Origin of the sequence: Hydrocarboniphaga sp., assembly GCF_965279055.1 — a bacterium.
Taxonomy (GTDB): Bacteria; Pseudomonadota; Gammaproteobacteria; order Nevskiales; family Nevskiaceae; genus Hydrocarboniphaga.
Window position 1 is genome coordinate 1758526 of sequence record NZ_OZ257125.1, and the last position, 19024, is coordinate 1777549.

The 19024-nt window shown below is 67.8% G+C and carries 7 protein-coding genes; 3 read left to right on the forward strand and 4 right to left on the reverse strand.

Annotated elements, in window-relative coordinates; translation table 11 throughout:
* Positions 1 to 720 carry a dienelactone hydrolase family protein gene (locus ACQZF9_RS08025; RefSeq protein ID WP_428312716.1) on the forward strand — a complete coding sequence of 240 codons (720 nt, stop codon included), beginning with the start codon at positions 1 to 3 and terminating at the stop codon, positions 718 to 720.
* A gap of 18 nt (positions 721 to 738) precedes the next feature.
* Here ACQZF9_RS08025 and ilvD read toward each other — a convergent pair whose 3' ends face one another.
* Complete coding sequence (ilvD, locus tag ACQZF9_RS08030; RefSeq protein WP_428312717.1) at positions 739 to 2595, reverse strand: dihydroxy-acid dehydratase; 1857 nt, start codon at positions 2593 to 2595, stop codon at positions 739 to 741.
* Between the two features lie 109 nt (positions 2596 to 2704).
* Between ilvD and ACQZF9_RS08035 the strand changes: the two genes are divergently transcribed.
* Complete coding sequence (locus ACQZF9_RS08035; protein WP_428312718.1) at positions 2705 to 3613, forward strand: LysR family transcriptional regulator; 909 nt, start codon at positions 2705 to 2707, stop codon at positions 3611 to 3613.
* A gap of 143 nt (positions 3614 to 3756) precedes the next feature.
* On the opposite strand, the gene ACQZF9_RS08040 is transcribed toward ACQZF9_RS08035, so the two are convergent.
* The 3 genes from ACQZF9_RS08040 to ACQZF9_RS08050 all read right to left on the reverse strand — a co-directional run bounded on the left by ACQZF9_RS08040 (position 3757) and on the right by ACQZF9_RS08050 (position 6729).
* Positions 3757 to 4305, reverse strand: a complete 549-nt coding sequence (locus ACQZF9_RS08040) for a glutathione peroxidase (RefSeq protein ID WP_428312719.1) — start codon at positions 4303 to 4305, stop codon at positions 3757 to 3759.
* Between the two features lie 71 nt (positions 4306 to 4376).
* Positions 4377 to 6320, reverse strand: a complete 1944-nt coding sequence (locus ACQZF9_RS08045) for a pyrroloquinoline quinone-dependent dehydrogenase (protein ID WP_428312720.1) — start codon at positions 6318 to 6320, stop codon at positions 4377 to 4379.
* Positions 6321 to 6465: 145 nt separating this feature from the next.
* Complete coding sequence (locus ACQZF9_RS08050; protein WP_428312721.1) at positions 6466 to 6729, reverse strand: hypothetical protein; 264 nt, start codon at positions 6727 to 6729, stop codon at positions 6466 to 6468.
* A gap of 375 nt (positions 6730 to 7104) precedes the next feature.
* Here ACQZF9_RS08050 and ACQZF9_RS08055 point away from each other — a divergent pair, with 375 nt between their 5' ends.
* Positions 7105 to 19002: a filamentous haemagglutinin family protein gene (locus tag ACQZF9_RS08055; RefSeq protein ID WP_428312722.1), complete on the forward strand. Its 11898-nt coding sequence runs from the start codon at positions 7105 to 7107 to the stop codon at positions 19000 to 19002.
* The last annotated feature ends 22 nt before the right edge of the window (positions 19003 to 19024 follow it).

Here is a 19024-nt window from a genome sequence, read left to right on the forward strand (position 1 = left end):
ATGAAAAGTCGCAAGATCGAATACCGCGTCGGCGACACGGTGCTGGTCGGCTATCTCGCCTGGGATGACGCGCGCAGCGGCCCGCGTCCCGGCGTGCTGGTCTTTCCCGAGGCTTTCGGCCTCAACGAGCACGCGCGCCTGCGCGCCGACCGGCTTGCGCAACTCGGCTACGTCGCGTTCGCCGCCGATCTGCATGGCCAAGGCAAGGTCTACCCCGATCTGCCCAGCGTGATGCCGGCGATCAAGGCGCTGTACGGCGATCGCGAGCAATGGCGTCAACGAGCACGCTCCGCGTTCGACACGCTGATCGCACAGCCCGAAGTCGATGCGCAGCGCACCGCCGCGATCGGCTTCTGCTTCGGCGGCGCCACCTGCTTCGAACTCGCGCGCATCGGCGCGCCGTTGGCGGCGATCGCGACGTTTCATGCGGGCATTCTCCCCGAGCAGGCCGGCGACGCCGGTCGCATGCAGGCGAGGGTGCTGATCTGCAATGGCGCCGACGATCCGGTGGTGAAGAAAGACGCGCTGGAAGCGGTGACCGCCGAACTGCGGCGCGATCGTCTCGACTGGCAGCTGATCCAGTACGGTAGTGCTTCGCACAGCTTCACCGATCCGACTGCCGATCAGCGCGGCATGCCGGGCTTCGGCTACAACGCGCTGGCCGAGGCGCGATCGTGGGCGACGATGCGCGCTCTGTTCGAAGATGCGTTCCAGCGGTAGTAGCGAAGGCTCAAGACATCAGCGCGTTTCGTCCGGCAGCAGATCCAGGTTGCGCACCGCGCCCTGGTCGGCACTGGTCGCCAGGCTCGCGTAGGCGCGCAGCGCCGCGCTGACTTTGCGCGGACGCTTCACGGCCGGCCGCCAGCCGCGCGCGTTCTGTTCGACGCGCCGCTGCGCCAGCTCGTCATCGCCGATCTGCAAGGCGATCGCGCGATTCGGAATGTCGATCAGAATCTCGTCGCCGTCGCGGACCAACGCCAGGTTGCCGCCCTGCGCCGCTTCCGGCGACACATGGCCGAGTGACAGCCCGGCGCTGCCGCCGGAGAAGCGGCCGTCGGTGACCAGCGCGCAGTGCTGCGCCAGGCCCTTTGATTTGAGGTAGCTGGTCGGATACAGCATCTCCTGCATGCCGGGGCCGCCGCGCGGACCCTCGTAGCGGATCACGACGACATCGCCCTTGCGCACCTTGCCGCCGAGGATGCCCTTGACCGCATCGTCCTGGTCTTCGAACACCACGGCCGGTCCGCGGAAGCGCAGCATCCTGCTGTCGACACCGGCGGTCTTGACGATGCAGCCGCGCTCCGCGAGGTTGCCATAGAGCACGGCGAGTCCGCCGTCCTGGCTGTAGGCGGCGTCGCGCCTGCGGATGCAGCCCTTCAGGCGATCGGTGTCCAGATCCGGATAGCGCCGGCTTTGCGAGAACGCCTGCTGCGTGCGCACGCCGCCGGGCGCGGCGCGGTAGAACGCGTGCACCGCGGGATCGTCGGTTTGCGTCACGTCCCAGCGTTGCAGCGCCTCGGCCAAGGTGTCGGCGTGCACCGTCGGCACCGAGGTGTCGAGCAATTGCGCGCGATCCATTTCGCCGAGAATCGCCATCACGCCGCCGGCGCGATGCACGTCTTCCAGATGATACGAACTCGACGGCGCGACCTTGCACAGGGTCGGCACCTGGCGCGACAGGCGATCGATGTCGCGCATCGTGAAGTCGATGCCGCCTTCCTGCGCGGCGGCGAGCAGATGCAGCACGGTATTGGTCGAGCCGCCCATCGCGATATCCAGCGACATCGCGTTCTCGAATGCCGCAGCGCTGGCGATATGGCGCGGCAGCACGCGCGCGTCGTCCTCGAAGTAGTAACGCCGCGCCAGCTCGACGATCAGCCGTCCGGCCTTGCGGAACAGCTGTTCGCGATCCGCATGCGTCGCCAGCAGCGAGCCGTTGCCGGGCAGCGACAGACCCAGTGCCTCGGTCAGGCAGTTCATCGAATTGGCGGTGAACATGCCGGAGCAGGAGCCGCAGGTCGGGCAGGCGGAGCGCTCGATTGCCTGTACGTCGGCGTCGGAGACGCGGCTGTCGGCGGCGGCGACCATCGCGTCGACCAGGTCCAGCGGAATCACCTCGTCGGACGTCGACAGCTGCGTCTTGCCGGCTTCCATCGGCCCGCCGGAGACGAACACCACCGGAATGTTCAGCCGCAGCGCGGCCATCAGCATGCCCGGCGTGATCTTGTCGCAATTGGAAATGCACACCAGCGCGTCGGCGGTGTGCGCGTTGCACATGTACTCGATGCTGTCGGCGATCAGGTCGCGCGACGGCAGGCTGTAGAGCATGCCGTCGTGGCCCATCGCGATGCCATCGTCGACGGCGATGGTGTTGAACTCCTTGCCGACGCCGCCGGCCTTGGCGATCTCCTCGATCACCATCTGGCCGAGGTCTTTCAGATGCACGTGGCCGGGCACGAACTGGGTGAAGGAGTTGGCCACCGCGATGATCGGCTTTTCGAAGTCGCCGTCGCGCATGCCGGTGGCGCGCCACAGCGCGCGGGCGCCGGCCATATTGCGGCCGTGGGTGCTGGTGCGCGAGCGTAGAACGGGCATGAGAAGCTTCCTCTTCAGGTGGCGATGCCGGTGAAAGCGCGCATTGTCGGTGGCGCCTGCTATACCGGCCAATACAAAATGCAGTAGGCCGGTATACGGAAACCCAATAGTGGAACTCAGACAGCTACGCTATTTCATCGCGGTCGCCGAGGAGCGCAGCTTCTCGCGCGCGGCGCAGCGCCTGCATGTGTCGCAGCCGCCGCTGTCGACGCAGATCATGAGCCTGGAGCAGGAGCTGGGCACGCGGCTGCTGGAGCGCAGCAACCGCGGTGTGTCGCTGACCGCGGCCGGCGCGATCTTTCTCGAAGAAATGCGCGCGGTGCTAGCGCGGCTGGAGCACGGCAAGACACGCACCAAGCAGGCCGGCCGCGGCGACGTCGGCCGCCTGTCGGTGGGCTTCGTCTCGATCGCCGACTACGGCGTGCTGCCGCCGGCGCTGAAGGATTTTCGCGCGAGGTTTCCGGGTGTCGAAGTGCAGCTGCACGAGCTGACCACGGACGCGCAGATACGCGAGCTGCGCGCCGGGCGGCTCGATCTGGGCATCGCGCTCGGGCCGATACAGGAATCGGACCTCGCGTTTAAGAGCTTGCAGCGCGAGGAGCTGATACTGGCGGTGCCGACGGGCCATCGCCTGGCAAGGGCCAAGGGCGCGCTCGATCTGCGCCGCTTTGCCAACGAGGCTTTCATCGTGCCGCCGCGCGACGTCGGGCCAGGGCTTTACGATGCGATCATCAGCCGTTGCCACGTCAGCGGGTTCGTGCCGCGCATTTCTCAGCACGCGCGACAGATGCAGACCGTGGTCAGTCTGGTCGCCAGCGGCATGGGCGTGGCGCTGGTGCCGGCGTCGCTGCAGAACCTGCGCCGCGCCGGCGTACAGTACTGGCCGCTGCGCGGCGCGAGCACCGGCATCGAGCTCGGCATTCTGCGGTTTCGCGAACTGGAGAATCCGTTGCAGGACAACTTCGTCGCGGCACTGGGGCGTCATTTCCGCGAAAGCGGGAACCCGGTGAAACGATAACGACGCTCCGTTCGTCCCAGGTATCGAAGGATCGCCCGGCGAGGGCGGTCGGCTCCCTCGATACGCGGGCAAGCCCGCTACTCGGGACGAACGGGCATGGGTGGTGTCGGCAAAAACAGCGGGTCATGAGCCGCCGCCGTTGCTCAGCCCTTCGCCAGCTCCGCGTCGATCGCCGCGAGCAAGGCCGGGTTGTCGGCGGTGGTGTCGGGCGCGAAGCGCGCGACGACTTCGCCCTTGCGGTTGACCAGGAACTTCTCGAAGTTCCACAGCACGTCGGACGGGTTCTCGGCCTTGCGGCCGTAGCCGGCGAGGCGCTCGCGGAACGGGCCGTCGCCGATCGCCGTCGGCTGCGCTTTCACCAGCTGCGCGTACAGCGGATGCTGGTCGGCACCGACCACCGAGATCTTCGAAAACAGCGGGAAGTGCACGTCGTAGTTCAGTGAGCAGAATTCGCTGATCTCGGCCTCGGTGCCGGGCTCCTGGCCGCCGAAGTTGTTGGCGGGGAAGCCGAGCACTTCCAGGCCTTTCGCCTGCTTGTGCTGATACAGGCTCTCTAGCCCGGTGTATTGCGGCGTCAGGCCGCATTTGGAGGCGACGTTGACCAGCAGCAGCACCTTGCCCTTGAACGCGGCGAGGCTGCTGTCGGTGCCGTCGATTTTCTTCAGCGGAATGTCGTAGAGCGATGCGGCCATGGCGAGGTCCTTGTCGTGGTCGATGTTGCGCGGGCCGCCAGCATAACGCCGGCCGGCGGCCGCGGCTCGCCTCAGCGCTTGAGCTTGTACGCAACCACCGAATCGCCCAACGTCGAGCCGTACATGCTGTGACCGCCGGCGGCGATCACCACGTACTGATTGCCGCCGGCCTCGTAGCTGACCGGCACCGCGGTGCCGGCGGCAGGCAGATCGGTCTTCCACAGCACCTTGCCGGTTTTCAGGTCGAAGGCGCGCATCGAGTCGTCGAGGGTGTAGCCGATGAACACCAGGCCACCGGCGGTGACCAGCGGGCCGCCGGCGCCGGGCGTGCCCAACTCCAGGTCCATGCCGGGCGGCTTGAACGGCACCAGTTTTTCGATGCTGCCCAGCGGCACTTCCCAGACGATTTTCCGGTTCGCCAGATCCACCGCGGTCAGCGCGGCCCAGGGCGGCGCCGAGCACGGCGAGCCCAGCGGCGACAGCAGCGGCTGGATCTGGTACACGAACGGCGAACCGGCAGCGGCGAAGTTCATCGGCCCGCCCATTTCGATCTTCTGCGCCTTGTCGATCTTGATATCGGCGACCGGGATCAGCTTGACGATGGTCGGCACCCGATTCGACGGGACCACCATGATGCCGGTTGCCGGATCGTAGGCGCCGCCGCCCCAGTTCGGACCGCCGCCGACCGACGGCGAAAATACCGTGCCCTGCTTGCTCGGCGGCGTGAAGATCGGGCCGTAGCTGTGCTCCTCGACCTTGCGGCTGCACAGCCATTTGTCGATGAAAGTGAAGCCCCAGGCGTCGTCGGGCGAGAAGCTCTGCGGCGCCAGCACCGGCATGCCTTGCGGGAACGGCTGGGTCTTGGACAGATGCTCGCCTGCGACGCCGCTCTGCGGCACCGCGCGCTCCACGATCGGCACCAGCGGCTCGCCGTTGGCGCGATTGAACGCGAAGATCAGGCCGGTCTTGTTGTTCTGCACCAGCGCCGGCACGGTCGAGCCATCCGGCTTCTTCCAGTCGATCAGCAGCGGCTCCGACGGGGTGTCGTAGTCGAACACGTTGTGATGCACGAACTGGAAATGCCAGACCACCTGGCCGGTCGAGCCCTTCAGCGCGACGATCGACGAGGAGTAGCGGTTGTCGCCGGCACGGTCGCCGCCGAAGAAGTCGCCGGACGGGCTGGTGGTCGGCAGGTACACCAGGTCCAGACCCTGATCCACCGCCATGTTGGCCCAGACGTTGCCGGCGCCGAAGCCGGCCGCGGTGCCGCGCGCCCAGGTCTTGGCGGCCGGGTCGGCCGGATCGCGCGGCAGCGGGTCGAACTGCCACAGCGCCTTGCCGCTGCGCGCATCGAAGGCCAGCACGCGGCCACTCGGCGCATCGACGCGCTGGTTGTCGGCGACCGCCGAACCGACGACGACGACACCGTTGACGATCGCCGGTTTGGAGCCGGCGACGACTTCGCCGGCAAACAACTCCGGCTTGCTCGGCTGCATCTGCACCTGGCCATTGTCACCGAAGGCTTCGCAGCGCTTGCCGTCGCGCGCGTCGAATGCCATCAGCCGGTAGTTGCTGGTGCCGAGAAAGATCCGTGATTTGCAGTGGCTGCCTTCGGCGGCCTGCTCGTCGATCCAGTGACTGATGCCGCGGCATTTTTGCGTGCCGACTTTCGGATCCTTGGGGTCGAACACCCAGCGCTGCTTGCCGGTCTGCGGATCCAGCGCGATGACGCGGCGCGAGGTGGTGCAGATCACCAGATTGCCTTCGATCAGGCTGGGCTGGTCTTCGAAGGCGATCAGCGCGTTCTGGGTGTCCTTGGGCGGCACTTCGCCGGTGTGGAATTCCCAGGCACGTTCCAGCTGGCCGACGTTGCCGGCGTTGATCTGGTTCAGCGGCGAATACTTGGTGCCGAGCTGATGCACGTCCGGGTCGGCAGCCACGGCGCACATCGTGCCGGCCATCAACAACATCGACGACGCACAGCGCAGCAGCCTGGCGATCAGATGGCGGCTCATGATGTCCCCTCGCATATTAACGTCATAGTTATGACGCTAATATTCGCGGGCAAAGCCGACCCCAGTCAAGTACGGAACCTGGCTTATCCAACAGCGTTGTCTGTTTTGCCCGAAGCGGCCCTGGCGCCGCCACGAGCCGGGTGTTTCAGTGCAGCCCGGCTTGGCCGAGGTTGAAGCTGCCGGCGACGTCACTGGCCGCTTCGAGTGCGGCGTGGATGCCGTCTTCTGAGGCGCTTTCGGTGGACGGGACCGCCAGCTCCCAGTTCAGGCCGTTGTCGCCGGCCGGAATCTGCTGGATGGTCAGCGGCAATACGACGTAGGGGCTCTGCGCGCCGAAGGTGGCGGCCAGCCGGGCGCGAATGGCGCGCTGTATGGTCTCGGGCGAGACCGGCTCCCTGGATGCGGACATGGCAACACTCCTCGGTCGTGTCTGGAACGCGTACGTCTGTATGCGGCCGCAGTTGGAAACGCCGTGCAACGATCAGGCTAGGCCTGCAATGTGACACCGCCGTGACAGCTCCGCAATTGCCGACCTGCGTCATCAATCCGCCATCAGCCCGCAACATTGCTTGCCCATCCTGCTCGCTAGCGACGGCAGCGGCCGTCTGCGCGCATGACTCGGCGCCGGCAGAACGCAGCGGCAGGGATCGTCGAAGGGCTCTCGTTTTACGGCCCTAGCCTGCGCGATTCATCGGGGATGTTCCGCGGCAAACGGATGCGTGCGGCGACCGCAGACGCGGCGCCGCCTTTTTCGTGCGCGGCTTATTTGAGAGCAGGGGCAGAGTTGGTCAAGCAAGCACGACGCCGGCAGGCGACGACGATTCCCGGGCCGTTGCGCGCGCGTCTGTCGCCGCGCGGCCTGCTGTGCCTGTATGCGCGCATCAGCGGCATGGGCCTCAGTGTGGTCGCCGGCGCTTCGCTCAGCCCCGGCGCGCTGGCCGCGACGCCGCCGTTCGGCAGCAGCGCCTGGGTCGCGCAGCAGCGCGCCGCGGCGGCGCTGGCGTCGCCGGTCAAGGGCGGCGCGTCGGCGCCTGCCGTGAATTCGCCGACCGCGGTGACCACGCCGCAGCAGGCCCTGCAAAACAGCGCGCGCTCGATGGCCAACCTGTCGCGAGCGGCAGCGGCGATCACCGCTGCGCAGTCGGCACAGCTCGCCGCGCGCCAGCTCAGCCTGGGCCAGGCGAATCCGGCCGGCGTCGCCGATGGCCTCAACGTGCCCGGCGGCCTGGTCGTCGATACCAATGCCGCGAAAGACCTGGCCGATCCGGCCGGCTGCGCCACGTACAACTGCAGCTGGCTTAATGCGCAGCTGCCCGGCGAGACCGTCGACGACAAGGGCCATCACACCGTCACTGTCGAGCAGACGGCGCAGAAAGCGATCCTCAGCTGGCAGCAGTTCAATGTCGGTCGCGACACGACGCTGCACTTCGACCAGAGCGCCGGCACCCAGGCCGACGGCAGCAATAACTGGATCGCGCTGAACCGGATCAGCGCCAGCGCCTCGCCGAGCCGCATCCTCGGCGAGATCAAGGCCGAGGGCTCGGTCTACCTGATCAACCCCAGCGGGTTCATTTTCGGCGGCGCGAGCACGGTCAACGTGCATTCGTTGCTGGTGACCACGTTGAATCCGACGCTCGGCGGCGACGTCGGCGCCGACTACATCGGCAGCAACTACACCTATTTGACCTCCGGCGTCTTCAACGGCGCGGTCCTGCTGCAGCCGGTGGAGCCGCTGATCCATGTCGATTCGCCCTCGGGGCTGGTGGTCGACAACGGCCAGACGCCGGTGCCGATCGCGATGGGCGATATCGAGATCCAGGCCGGCGCGAGCCTCAAGACCGAGGCCAACGGCTACGCCCTGATCGCCGCGCCGAACGTGCGCAACGCCGGCCAGATCGTTGCGGACGACGGCCAGGCGGTACTGGCCGCCGGCAGCGGCATGACGATCAACACACCGTCGTCGAGCAGCCTGAGTTTCAGCGTCAGTGCCGGCGGCCAGGGCCTGGATGCGGGTGCGATCCTGCCGCCGGGAGAAGTGCTCAACACCGGCCTGATCCAGGCGCGTCGCGGCAGCATCCAGCTGGTCGGCAGCGACGTTACCCTGGGCAGTGCGGCTATCGAAGGCACCGGCCAGACCCAGTACAGCACCATCGTCGCGACTACCAGCCTGACGCGCCCCGGCAACATCGTGATCAAGGCCGACAACTACGCCGCCCAGGGCAGCGTGCCGGGCTATACCGGCGTGGTCGACATGCAGTCCGGTAGCACGCTGGCGCTGCTGCCGGACTACAACGGCGAAACCACGACGTCGTCAGCGGCCGCCGACGCGGCGTTCAAGGCGGGCTCGATCTCGATCACCGGTGGCTCGATCCGGATGATGGGCACGGCGCTGATCGAGGCGCCGGGGCAGAACGTCAGCCTGAACGCGGTATTGGCCGGTAACTCGGCCAACACCGCGCCGCCTGCCACCGGCAAGGGCGGCGCGATCTCCGGCCGCATCTATCTCGACGACGGCGCAGTGATCGACGTCAGCGGCCTGGCCAACATCGAGCTGGCGATGGCGGCGAACCTCGTCGTCGTGCCGCGTCTTGGCCAGAACGAACTCGCCGATTCGCCGCTGCAGCGCGACGGCATCCTGTTCGGCTCCCCGGTCACCGTCGATGCGCGCGAGCACGGCACGCGCGAAGACGGCAGCATCTGGTACGGCACGCCGGTGGCCAACGTCAACGGCTACGTCGAGCTGGTGTCGCGCGGCATCGCCGAGCTGCTGCTCGACGGCGGCTCGATCGAGCTGAAGGGCCAGGAGGTGATCGCGCAGAGCGGATCGCAACTGAATCTCGACGGCGGCTACAAGCATTATCTCGGCGGCTCGATCCAGACCACGCGCCTGCTCGCCGCCAACGGCGCGATCATCGACATCGCCGACGCCGATCCGGATCAGATTTACCAAAGCTTCGCCGGCACCAACGAAGTCGAGCATACACGCGCCAATCTGACCGAAATCTTCCACAACTCGCCGCTGGCGGGTCAGGCTTACGAGTCGGACTACATCGAAGGCGGCAACGCCGGAACCCTGAGCATTTCGCTGAGCGGCTACTACGCCGACGACTACCAGCCGGTGGGTTTCACCCAGGTGCTCGACGGCAGCATTTCGGCGCGCGCCTACGCCGGCCGCCACCAAGTCGCCGACGGCCGCATTCCTTCCGGCGGTAGCTTCAGCATCGGCAAAATCAGCGGTGGCAGCGCGGCCGGCGGCGCTACGCTCAGCGGCGGCGCGCTGAGCTATCTGATCGTCGACCAGGCGACGCCGCTCGCCGAGCCGTTCGGCTACGACACCGCGATGCCGGAGGCCGACAGCAGCGTCGAGGATCCGTGGAATCATCCGGAACTCGCGGTCTACTGGAGCGAAGTTTCCAGCTCGCAGCTTGCCGATGCCGGCTTCTCCAACGTGTCGCTGATCACCAGCGGCGCGATCCGCGTGCAGGATTCCGGTTTGCAGGTGCAGCCGGGCGGCCACATCGATCTGACCGCGTCCGTCGTGCGTGTCGGTGGCGATCTGATCGCGCGCTCCGGCTCGATCAGCGTCACCGCGCTCGGCCAGACCGCGGACAAGTCGGCGCTGTCGAGCGCGCTCGGTCCGTCGATCTTCGTGCCGGCCGGCGATTCGGTCGGCGCGGCGCTGCCGGGCAATATAGAAGTCCTGCGCGGCGTCACGCTGAGCACGCGCGGCTTCTGGATCAATGACACCGATCTCGACGCCGACCATATCGGCGGCGCCGCCTTCATCAACGGCGGCAGAATCAGCCTGGTAACCGCAGCGTCGGTCGGCTTCCAGCGGGTCAGCGGCGACCGCAACGATCCCAACGGCATCGCCCCGGTATTCGGCCCGCAGCTGGATCTGACCGGCTCGGTGTTGCTGGCGGCCGGCAGTACGCTGGACGTATCCAGCGGCGGCCGCGTATTGCAGAACGGCCGCCTGGCGACCAGCAAGGGCATCGCCTTGGGCCACGGCGGCGACATCGAGCTGGCGGTCTACACGCAGCCTCAAGTCGGCAACTACCAGCAGCCGAAGACGTTTGTCGATATCGAGACCGGCGCCGTGCACGCGCCGTCGCAGGGCCGTCTGCAAGTCGACGGCAGCCTGCTCGGCTATGGCTTTGCTGGCGGCGGCGAGTTGCGCTTGCAGGCGCTGGGCTTTCGCATCGGCGACGACACCGCGACGAGCGCGCCCGAAGGCACCATGCAATTGTCGTCGGACTTCTTCGGCGCCCAGGGTTTTTCGTCCTACGAACTGGTGGCGCTGTACAACACGACGATCAGCGACGGCAGCCTGGTCAGGCCGGCGCAGTACGTGCTGGATTCCAGCCAGGCGGCCAACTATTCGCGGCTGCTCGGCGCTTCCACCGGCAGCGACGTCTACCAGCTGACCACGCTGGGACCGTACGTGGCCAGCGACGGTCTCGCCGACGACTACGGTCGCTACCTCGGCCTGAAGCCGACCTCGCTGGCGGTGTATTCCGGCGGCTATCTGAGCTGGACCAGTAACAACAACCCGGGTTTCGAGGACTACTCGGCGCTGTGCGACAGCGGCGAGGAATGCATCACCGGCACGACGTATCTCGGCGCCGGCGCGAGCATCCAGGCCGAGAACGGCGCCAGCGTAACGCTGGGCTCGCTCAACCAGGTCACGGTGCTGGGCAGCATCGTCGCGCACGCCGGCCACATCACCCTGACCGGCGACAACAGCTCCGACGGCTACGCCCAGGTGCCGGCCGCGTTCGCTGCGGCCACTCCGTACGCATCCGACAGCAAGTCGGTGTGGCTGGGCTCGTCGAGCGTCCTCGACGTCTCCGGCCTGTCGCTGGTCAACCGCCTGGCGGCGCCGCAGCTGATCAATGGCCGCTACAGCCTGCCGCATACCGGACTGGTGCTGGACGGCGGCAGTGTCACGCTGACCAACGATACTGGCTATGTGCTGGCGCGCGCGGGGTCGCGCATCGACGTTTCCGGTGCCACCGACGTGTTCGATCTGCGCACCGCCGGCGGATCGACCGCGGTGAAGCCTCAGGCCGTGTGGAGCGACGCCGGCAGCATCGTGCTCGGCGCCGGTGCCGGCCTGTATTTCGACGGCAGCTTGTCCGCGCAGGCCGGTTTTGCCGCCGACGGTAGCGGCCACGGTCGCGGCGGCTCCCTGACGATCGCGCCGGAATCGGTGAATGGCGCTGTGCTGGTTGCAGCCGATGGCTCGACCGTCCCGTTCGGCGGCGCGCAGCGCCTGGTGATCAGCCAGCACGGCGTCGACATGCCGGTCGGCGGTCTCAGCCCCGGCGCTACAGTCGAGGCCTCGGCCGCGCCTAGCGGCGACCTCCATCTGGCGGCCGATCTGCTGGATGGTTCGGGCATCGACGATCTCTATCTGGGCCAGGATCCGCTGAAGACCGAGGGCCTCAACTCGTTGCCGATCGTGTTCGCGCAGGACCTGGTCAGCGGCGACGGCAACATCCGCCTGCTGGCAGGCCGCAGCATCGTCGCCAATGCGGCCACGATCGGTACCGACGCCGCCGCCGACGGCCTGCAGGTGCTGCTGTCCGCGCCATACGTCGCGCTGCATGGCTATGTCGAAGGCGGCGCCTATACGCAGCCGACCGCGCCGCTGGCGCGCGACAACATGCGCCTGACGGTCGCCGCCAGCGCGATCGATCTCGGCGGCGTGTTCACCATCGACGGCTTCAGCGATACGCGCTTCATCAGCCAGGGCGATCTCCGCTTCTCGACGCCGTCGGCCTACACCAGTGGCGACAACAGCGGCGCGCTGCTGTCCGGCGGCGACCTGCATTTCGACGCCGCGCGGATCTATCCGGCGACCGGCAACCGCTACATCGTCGCCGCGGTCGGCAACCAGGACCGCGAAACCACGATCAGCTTCGGCCTGCCCGAAGGCGTCGCCGCCAACACCGCGACGCCGCTCTCGGCAGGCGGCAGCCTGCTGGTCGATGCGACGCACATCATCCAGGCCGGCGTGATTCGTGCGCCCCAGGGCCAGATCGTGCTCGGCGTGTCCGACCCCAACGACAGCAGCGCGCAGGCGCTGTTCGCCAGCAGCACCATCAGTGTCGCGCTGGCGCAGACTGCGTCGGTGCAGCTGGCCGCCGGCAGCCTGACGTCGATATCGCTGGACGGCGCCGTCGTGCCTTATGGCTCGACCGTCGACGGCGCCGATCTGCTGTACGACCTGGCCAGCGGCGCCAGCGCCTATCTGAAAGCACCGCCGTCGAAGTCGGTCGGACTGGCCGGGCTCGATGTCGCGCTCGACGACGGCGCGCTGGTCGATCTGTCCGGCGGTGGCGATCTGCAGGCCCAGGAATTCGTCGCCGGCACCGGCGGCTCCAAGGACGTGCTCGCCGGCAGTGGCGTCTACGCGATCCTGCCCGGCGACGTGTCCAAGCTCGCCGCCTACGATCCCGAACTCGCGGCCGATCCGCTGATCGGGCAGGCCGTGCACCTGTCCGGCGTGCCCGGCCTGCCGGAAGGCGATTACACCTTGCTGCCGGCGCGTTACGCGACCTTGCCCGGCGCGTATCGCGTGGTGCAGGCCAGCGGCGCGACCGACAGCCTGGCAACGCAGAACGTGCAGCTCGCCGACGGCACGCAGTTCGTCGCCGGCTATTTCACCGATCGTTTCAGCGGCGCGCGCGATTCGCGCAGCACCGGGTTCTTCGTGCAATCCACCGACGCCAAGGTCTGGCAGCAGTACTCCGAGTACACGCTGACCAGCGCGGATGCCTTCTTCGCCGCGCAGGCGGCGCGCGCCGCGACGGTGGTGCCGCAGCTGCCGCGCGACGCCGGTCGCCTGGTGATCGCGCCGACGCAGACCTTGTCCGCGCTCGATGCGACGCTGGACTCCGCTGCGGGTGTCGGCGGCGCCAGCGCGCAAGTCGATATTGCGTCCGCGCAAATCCAGATCATCGCCAGCGGCGAGAGCGCGGCCGAAGGCTATGTCGGCATCGCCGCGGCCGACCTGAGCGCGCTCAACGCCGGCAGCCTGCTGATCGGCGGCACGCGCACGCGCGACACCAACGGCGATCTCATCACGCCGATCGCGAGCAGCGTCGTCGTCGGCAACGGCACTGAAACGCTTTATGCACCCGAGGTGTTGCTGGTCGCGCAGGGCATCGCCGGCCAGGACTCCGTCGTGGTCGGTGCCGGCAGTCAGATCGAAGCGCGCGGCAGCGCCAGCGCGGCGGCGCCGATCACAGTCGGCCGTGTCGCCAGCGGCAGCCAGAGCGCGGTCAGCGGCGATGGAGCACTGTTACGGATTTCCAACGGTGGTGAAGTCGTCATCACTCGCGCCAACACCAGCGGTGACGACAGCAGCGGCGTGCTGGTGATCGGCGCCGGCAGTTCGCTGTTGGCGAGCGCCGATCAGGGCTCGATCACGCTGGATTCCAGCGGCCGCACCCAGCTCGACGCCAGCGCCGGCCTGTCGGCGCATGAGATCGCGGCCAACAGCAGCCTGATCAGCTTCCTTGGCGAAGGCGTGGTCGCCGACGCCGACGCCAATGGCATCGTCGTCAGCGCGCAGACGCTGGCGCAGCTGTCCTCGGCCGCGAAGGTCACGCTCAACAGCCGCGGCGCCGCCAACTTCATCGGCGACGTCAATCTGGATTTCGATGGCGAGCTGAGTCTCGGCGCCGCGGTGTTCAACAGCGACGGCGGCGACGTCGCGATCACCGCGCAGAGCCTGACGCTGGGCAATCTGCTGACCGCGTCGGCCGGCACCGCGAGCGGCGGTGAGGGCTCGTTGCAACTCAACAGCGAGCAGCTGAGTTTCTCCGGCAGCAGCACCGCGTTCTCGGGCTTCTCGCAAATCGAGGCGCTCGCTGCCAAGGGCGTGCTGACGCAGGCCAAGGGCCGCGTCGACTTCGGCGCGGCCGATGTCGGCATCGACACACCGATTGTCATCGCCGACGCCGGCAGCAGCACCGTGCTGGCCGGCAGCGGCGAGCTGGTTCTCAACAGCAGCGGCGGCGCCGACGCACTGAAGCTCGCGCCGCTGGGCGGCAGCCTGAGCCTGCAGGGAGCGTCGGTCAGCGTCGACACCACGATCCAGGCGCTGGCCGGCCGCATTGCGCTGCAGGCGAGCAGCGGCGACGTCGCGATCGGCAGCGACGCGCTGCTGTCGGTGCATGGCGCGACCAAGACCTATTTCGACGTCGACCAGTACGCCTCTGCCGGCAGCATCACACTGGAATCCGCGCATGGCGACATCGTCGCCGCCAGCGGATCGCGCTTCGACTTCGCCGCGCAGGATGCCGGCGGTGATGCCGGCGCGCTGAAGATTGTCGCGACCGGGGGCGAGCTGCAACTCGCCGGTACGCTGGCCGGCGGCGCGGTAAAGGGGCAGGGCGGTTCGCTGAGCCTAGACGTGGATAGCGGCTTGACCGCGCTCGATTCGCTGGCCGCGAACCTGGCGGCGGCCGGCGTCGATCAGACGATCAGCATCCGCACGCGCAGCGGCGATCTGTCGCTGGCCAGCGACCTGAAGGGCGACGCGGTTGCGCTAACCGCCGACGGTGGCAGCGTGACGATCGCCGGCAGTGGCGTCATCGATGCCTCCGGCGCCGCCGGCGGCTCGATCGCTCTCTACGGCCGCGACGGTGTCGAACTTCAGGGCCTGCTCGACGCGCATGCCACCGGCAGCGACCAGCGTGGCGGCGACGTCACGATCGGCACCACCGGCACGGCCTCGGGCGAGTACGACGCGCAGTACGGTTATCAGCTGGTGGATGCGGCGCAGTCCGGCAGCATCGTCATCGGCGCCGGTGCTGTGATCGATGTCGGCGGCACCGACAGCGCCAACGCGCTGTCCGGTGGCAGCGTGCATATCCGCGCGCCGCTGCTGTCCGACGGTAGCGTCAAGGTCGCGATCGATCCGGCGGCGCGCGGCAATATCAAGGGTGCACGCGACGTGTCGCTCGAGGCCTACGCGACCTGGAGCACGCTGGACGCCACCACCGGCGCGCAGCACTTCGACGGCATCGTCGATCCGGCCGGCCTGTACGACGCCGACGGCGTGCTGCTCGCTTCCGGCGGCAATGCGGCGCACAGCGGTTTCTACGCCGACACGCTGCTGAACTTCGTGCGCGATCCGCAGTTCGCATTCGGGACGGCGCTTGAGGCGGTGTTCGGCGGCATCGCCAACTTCCATGCGCGGCCCGGCATCGATCTGATCAACCCGGACGTCGCGATCAACGGCGGCGACATCCGCGTGCTCAGCAACTGGAATCTCGGCGCCGGCACGCAGAACCCCGATGGTTCGCTGGACCTGCTGTACCGCTATCAGGACATGGCGCCGGTGTTGAGCCTGCGTGCGGCCGGCGATGCGCTGTTCATGGCCAGCCTCAGCGACGGCTTCTTCCAGTACAACAATCCGTTCGCCGGGTCCGACGGTGTGATCGCGCCGCTGGCCGCCGATGCCAACGGCATTTCGCCGCAGGCTTCCGACGGCCTCGCCCTGCCGCTGCTGGCGATGAGCCTGGCGGCGCAGGTCGACGCCAGTGGCAAAGTGATCGACAGCTACGACTCCAGTTCGTATCGCATCGTCGCCGGCGCCGACTTCGGCGGCAGCGATCCGCTGGCGCTGTCGGCGGCTGCGCTCGAAGCCGGCCGCGGCGATGTCATCGTCGACGGTCACCGCTCGGCCAAGGTTTACAGCACGATCGACGGCAGCTCGCGGACGATGGTCGCGCCGACAATGATCCGCAGCGGTGCCGGCAGCATCAGCGTCGCGGCGGCCGACGACATCGAGCTGCGCGACGACAGCGCACCGGGCGTGATCTACACCGCCGGTCAGGCCGCGGCAGGTACCAAGCTGAGCCAGACCGCCGACGTGCTGTACACCGCCGGCGCACATCCCTGGCTGGTCGACACCGGCGAAAGCCATGCGATCGGCGCCGGTGATCTGACGCTGCTCGCTGGCGGCGACATCGTCGGCACGCGCGGCGTCACCGATACCGACGGCTCGCGCACCGGCGTCGCCGGCGTGGTCATCGACCAGTACTGGTGGCCGTGGATGCAGGGCCTGTGCAACACACTCAGCGGCGGCATCGACGGTCTCTGCTCAGGCGACACCAGCGCGCAGCAGTACGGCCTGATCAACTTCGCCAACTTCGACCAGGGCGTGCTCAGCGCCGGCGGCAAGGTCAGCGTCGCCGCCGGCGGCAGCATCACCGACTTCTCGGTGTCGTTGCCGACGACTTACGTGCTCGATGCGAATGCGGCCAGCGGCTACAGCGTACTCGGCGGCGGCTCGCTCAGCGTGCAGGCCGGCAACGACATTCTCGGCGGCGATTTCTTCGTCTCAAATGGCACGGCGCTGATCAGCGCCGGTGGCCGCATCGCGGCCAGCGGCAAGGGCGCGATCGACCTGGACACGCAAGCCTCGGTCTCGACGCTGCTGGCGCTGCAGAACGCGCAGATGACCGTGCGCGCGCGCCTCGGCGTCGAGATCGGCGACGTGCTCAATCCCTCTTACATGAGCAACCTGTTCGACGTGCAGCCTTATGGCAGCAGTTCGTCGTTGCGCATCGAGACGCTGACCGGCGACCTGCTACTGGCGCGGCCATCGGCGAACTACGGCTACGGCATCTCCGACGCCTTCCTGCAATCGACGACGGTGTGGCCGGCGACGCTCGAAGCCACCGCCTTCAACGGCGCGCTGACACTCGATCTGGGCCGCTCCGCCGTTGGCGTTGGCCTGTCGGCTTCGCCGACCGGCCAGCTGAGCCTGCTCGCCACCGACACCGTGACCATCAGCAGCGCGCCGAACGCGGTATTCGGCCTGTTCGACATCGAGCCGTCGCGAATGGCGTCGCCGGGCGGCGGCAGCGCACTCCAGTTGGCGATCGGTGCCAATGCGACCGCCATGCTGAACCACGAAGCGCAGGCTCTGCATGCCGCCGACACCCAGCCGGTGCTGATCTACAGTCTCGACGGCGACATCATCGACACGCTGTTGTCGATCAACAATACCGTGCTGCTGCCGAACAAGCCGGCGCAGATTCGCGCCGGCCGCGACATCGTCAATCTGAACTTCGTCGGCCAGAATCTCTACGACTCCGATATGACGGTGATCGCCGCCGGGCGCGATCTGTATTTCGAGCGTGTCGCGAGCTACAGCGCCCGCATCGAGATCGGCGGACCCGGTACGCTGCTGTTGTCGGCCGGCCGTGACATCGGCCCGGTGCCGCCTTCGGATACCAACGTCTCTCTGCCGATCAGCGGCTTCCGCAGCGTCGGCAATCGCTACAACCCCTATCAGCAGCGCGCCAGCGGTGCCGATCTGCTGATCGAATTCGGCGTCGCGCCGGGTGTCGCGGTGCAGGCTTTCGCTGCGGCCTACATCGCGCCGGATCGCACCGTCGACGACGTGCCGAGCTACACCGACCAGCTGATCGCCTTCGTGCGCCAGATCCAGCTCGATCAGGCCAGCGCCGCCGGCGTTGCGCCGCCGCAGAATCCGCCGAGTGCCGAGCAGGCTTGGGCGCTGTTCCAGCAATTGCCGGTCGACCAGCAGAAGCGTCTGGCTTACGCGGTGCTCTACGACGTGCTTGACCAGGTTGGCCTGGACTACAACCAGCCCTCCAGCGATCACTACCGCGAATATTCACGCGGCTACGCCGCGATCGCCGCCCTGTTCCCGCCGGCCGAGCTGGCGCCGAATCCGGAGGCGCTCACCGACGCCAGCCTGCCGTTGTTCACGGTCACCAAGCCGGGCTACACCGTCAACAACCTCGACAACGAGGCATCGGCTGCGATTCGCGATTTTCTGAACCAGCTGCCGGCGGATCGTCTGGCGGCGCTGCTCGGCGATCTGCCGGCGGATTTCAGTTCGCTGGACAAGGACTACAACGGCGCGCTGTATACGGTTGCGACCGGTTCGTTCGACATGCGGGGCGCCACCGTGCAGACGCAGCAGGGCGGCGACATTTCACTGATCGCACCGGGTGGCGGCGTGCTGGTCGGCAGCACTTCCGCGGCCGCGAACACGGCGCCGAGCCGCCAGGGCCTGCTGGCGCTGCAGACCGGATCGATCAACGTCTTCACCGATCAGAGCACCCTGCTCGCGCAGAGCCGTATCTTTACCGAGCAGGGCGGCGACATCCTGATCTGGAGTTCCAACGGCGACATCAACGCCGGCAAGGGTGCCAAGACCAGCAGCGAGCTGCCGACGACGACGTATCTGTGCGACAACGACCGCTTCTGCCTGATCGATGCGTCCGGCCAGGTCAGCGGTGCCGGCATCGCGACCTTGCAGACCGTCGCCGGCCTCGACGCGGGCGACGCCAACCTGGTCGCGCCGGCCGGCACCGTCGACGCCGGTGACGCCGGCATTCGCGCCGGCAACCTCAACATCGCCGCGCTGCAGGTGGCCAACGCCGACAACATCCAGGTGCAGGGCAATTCGGTCGGCGTGCCCAGCGGCGTCGTCAATACCGCGGCACTGGGCGCGGCGAGCGCTGCGGCCGCGGCCGCCAACGACGCCGCGCAGGATCTCGCCAAGAGCCGCGCTCCCGACGAGGCCGCGACGATGATCACCGTCGACGTGCTCGGCTTCGGCGCGGTCGACGAAGAAGAAAGGCGACGCTTGCGTTCGCAGCAGCAGCCGCAGGGTGGCCAATGAACCGCTGCGGCCGTGGCCGCGT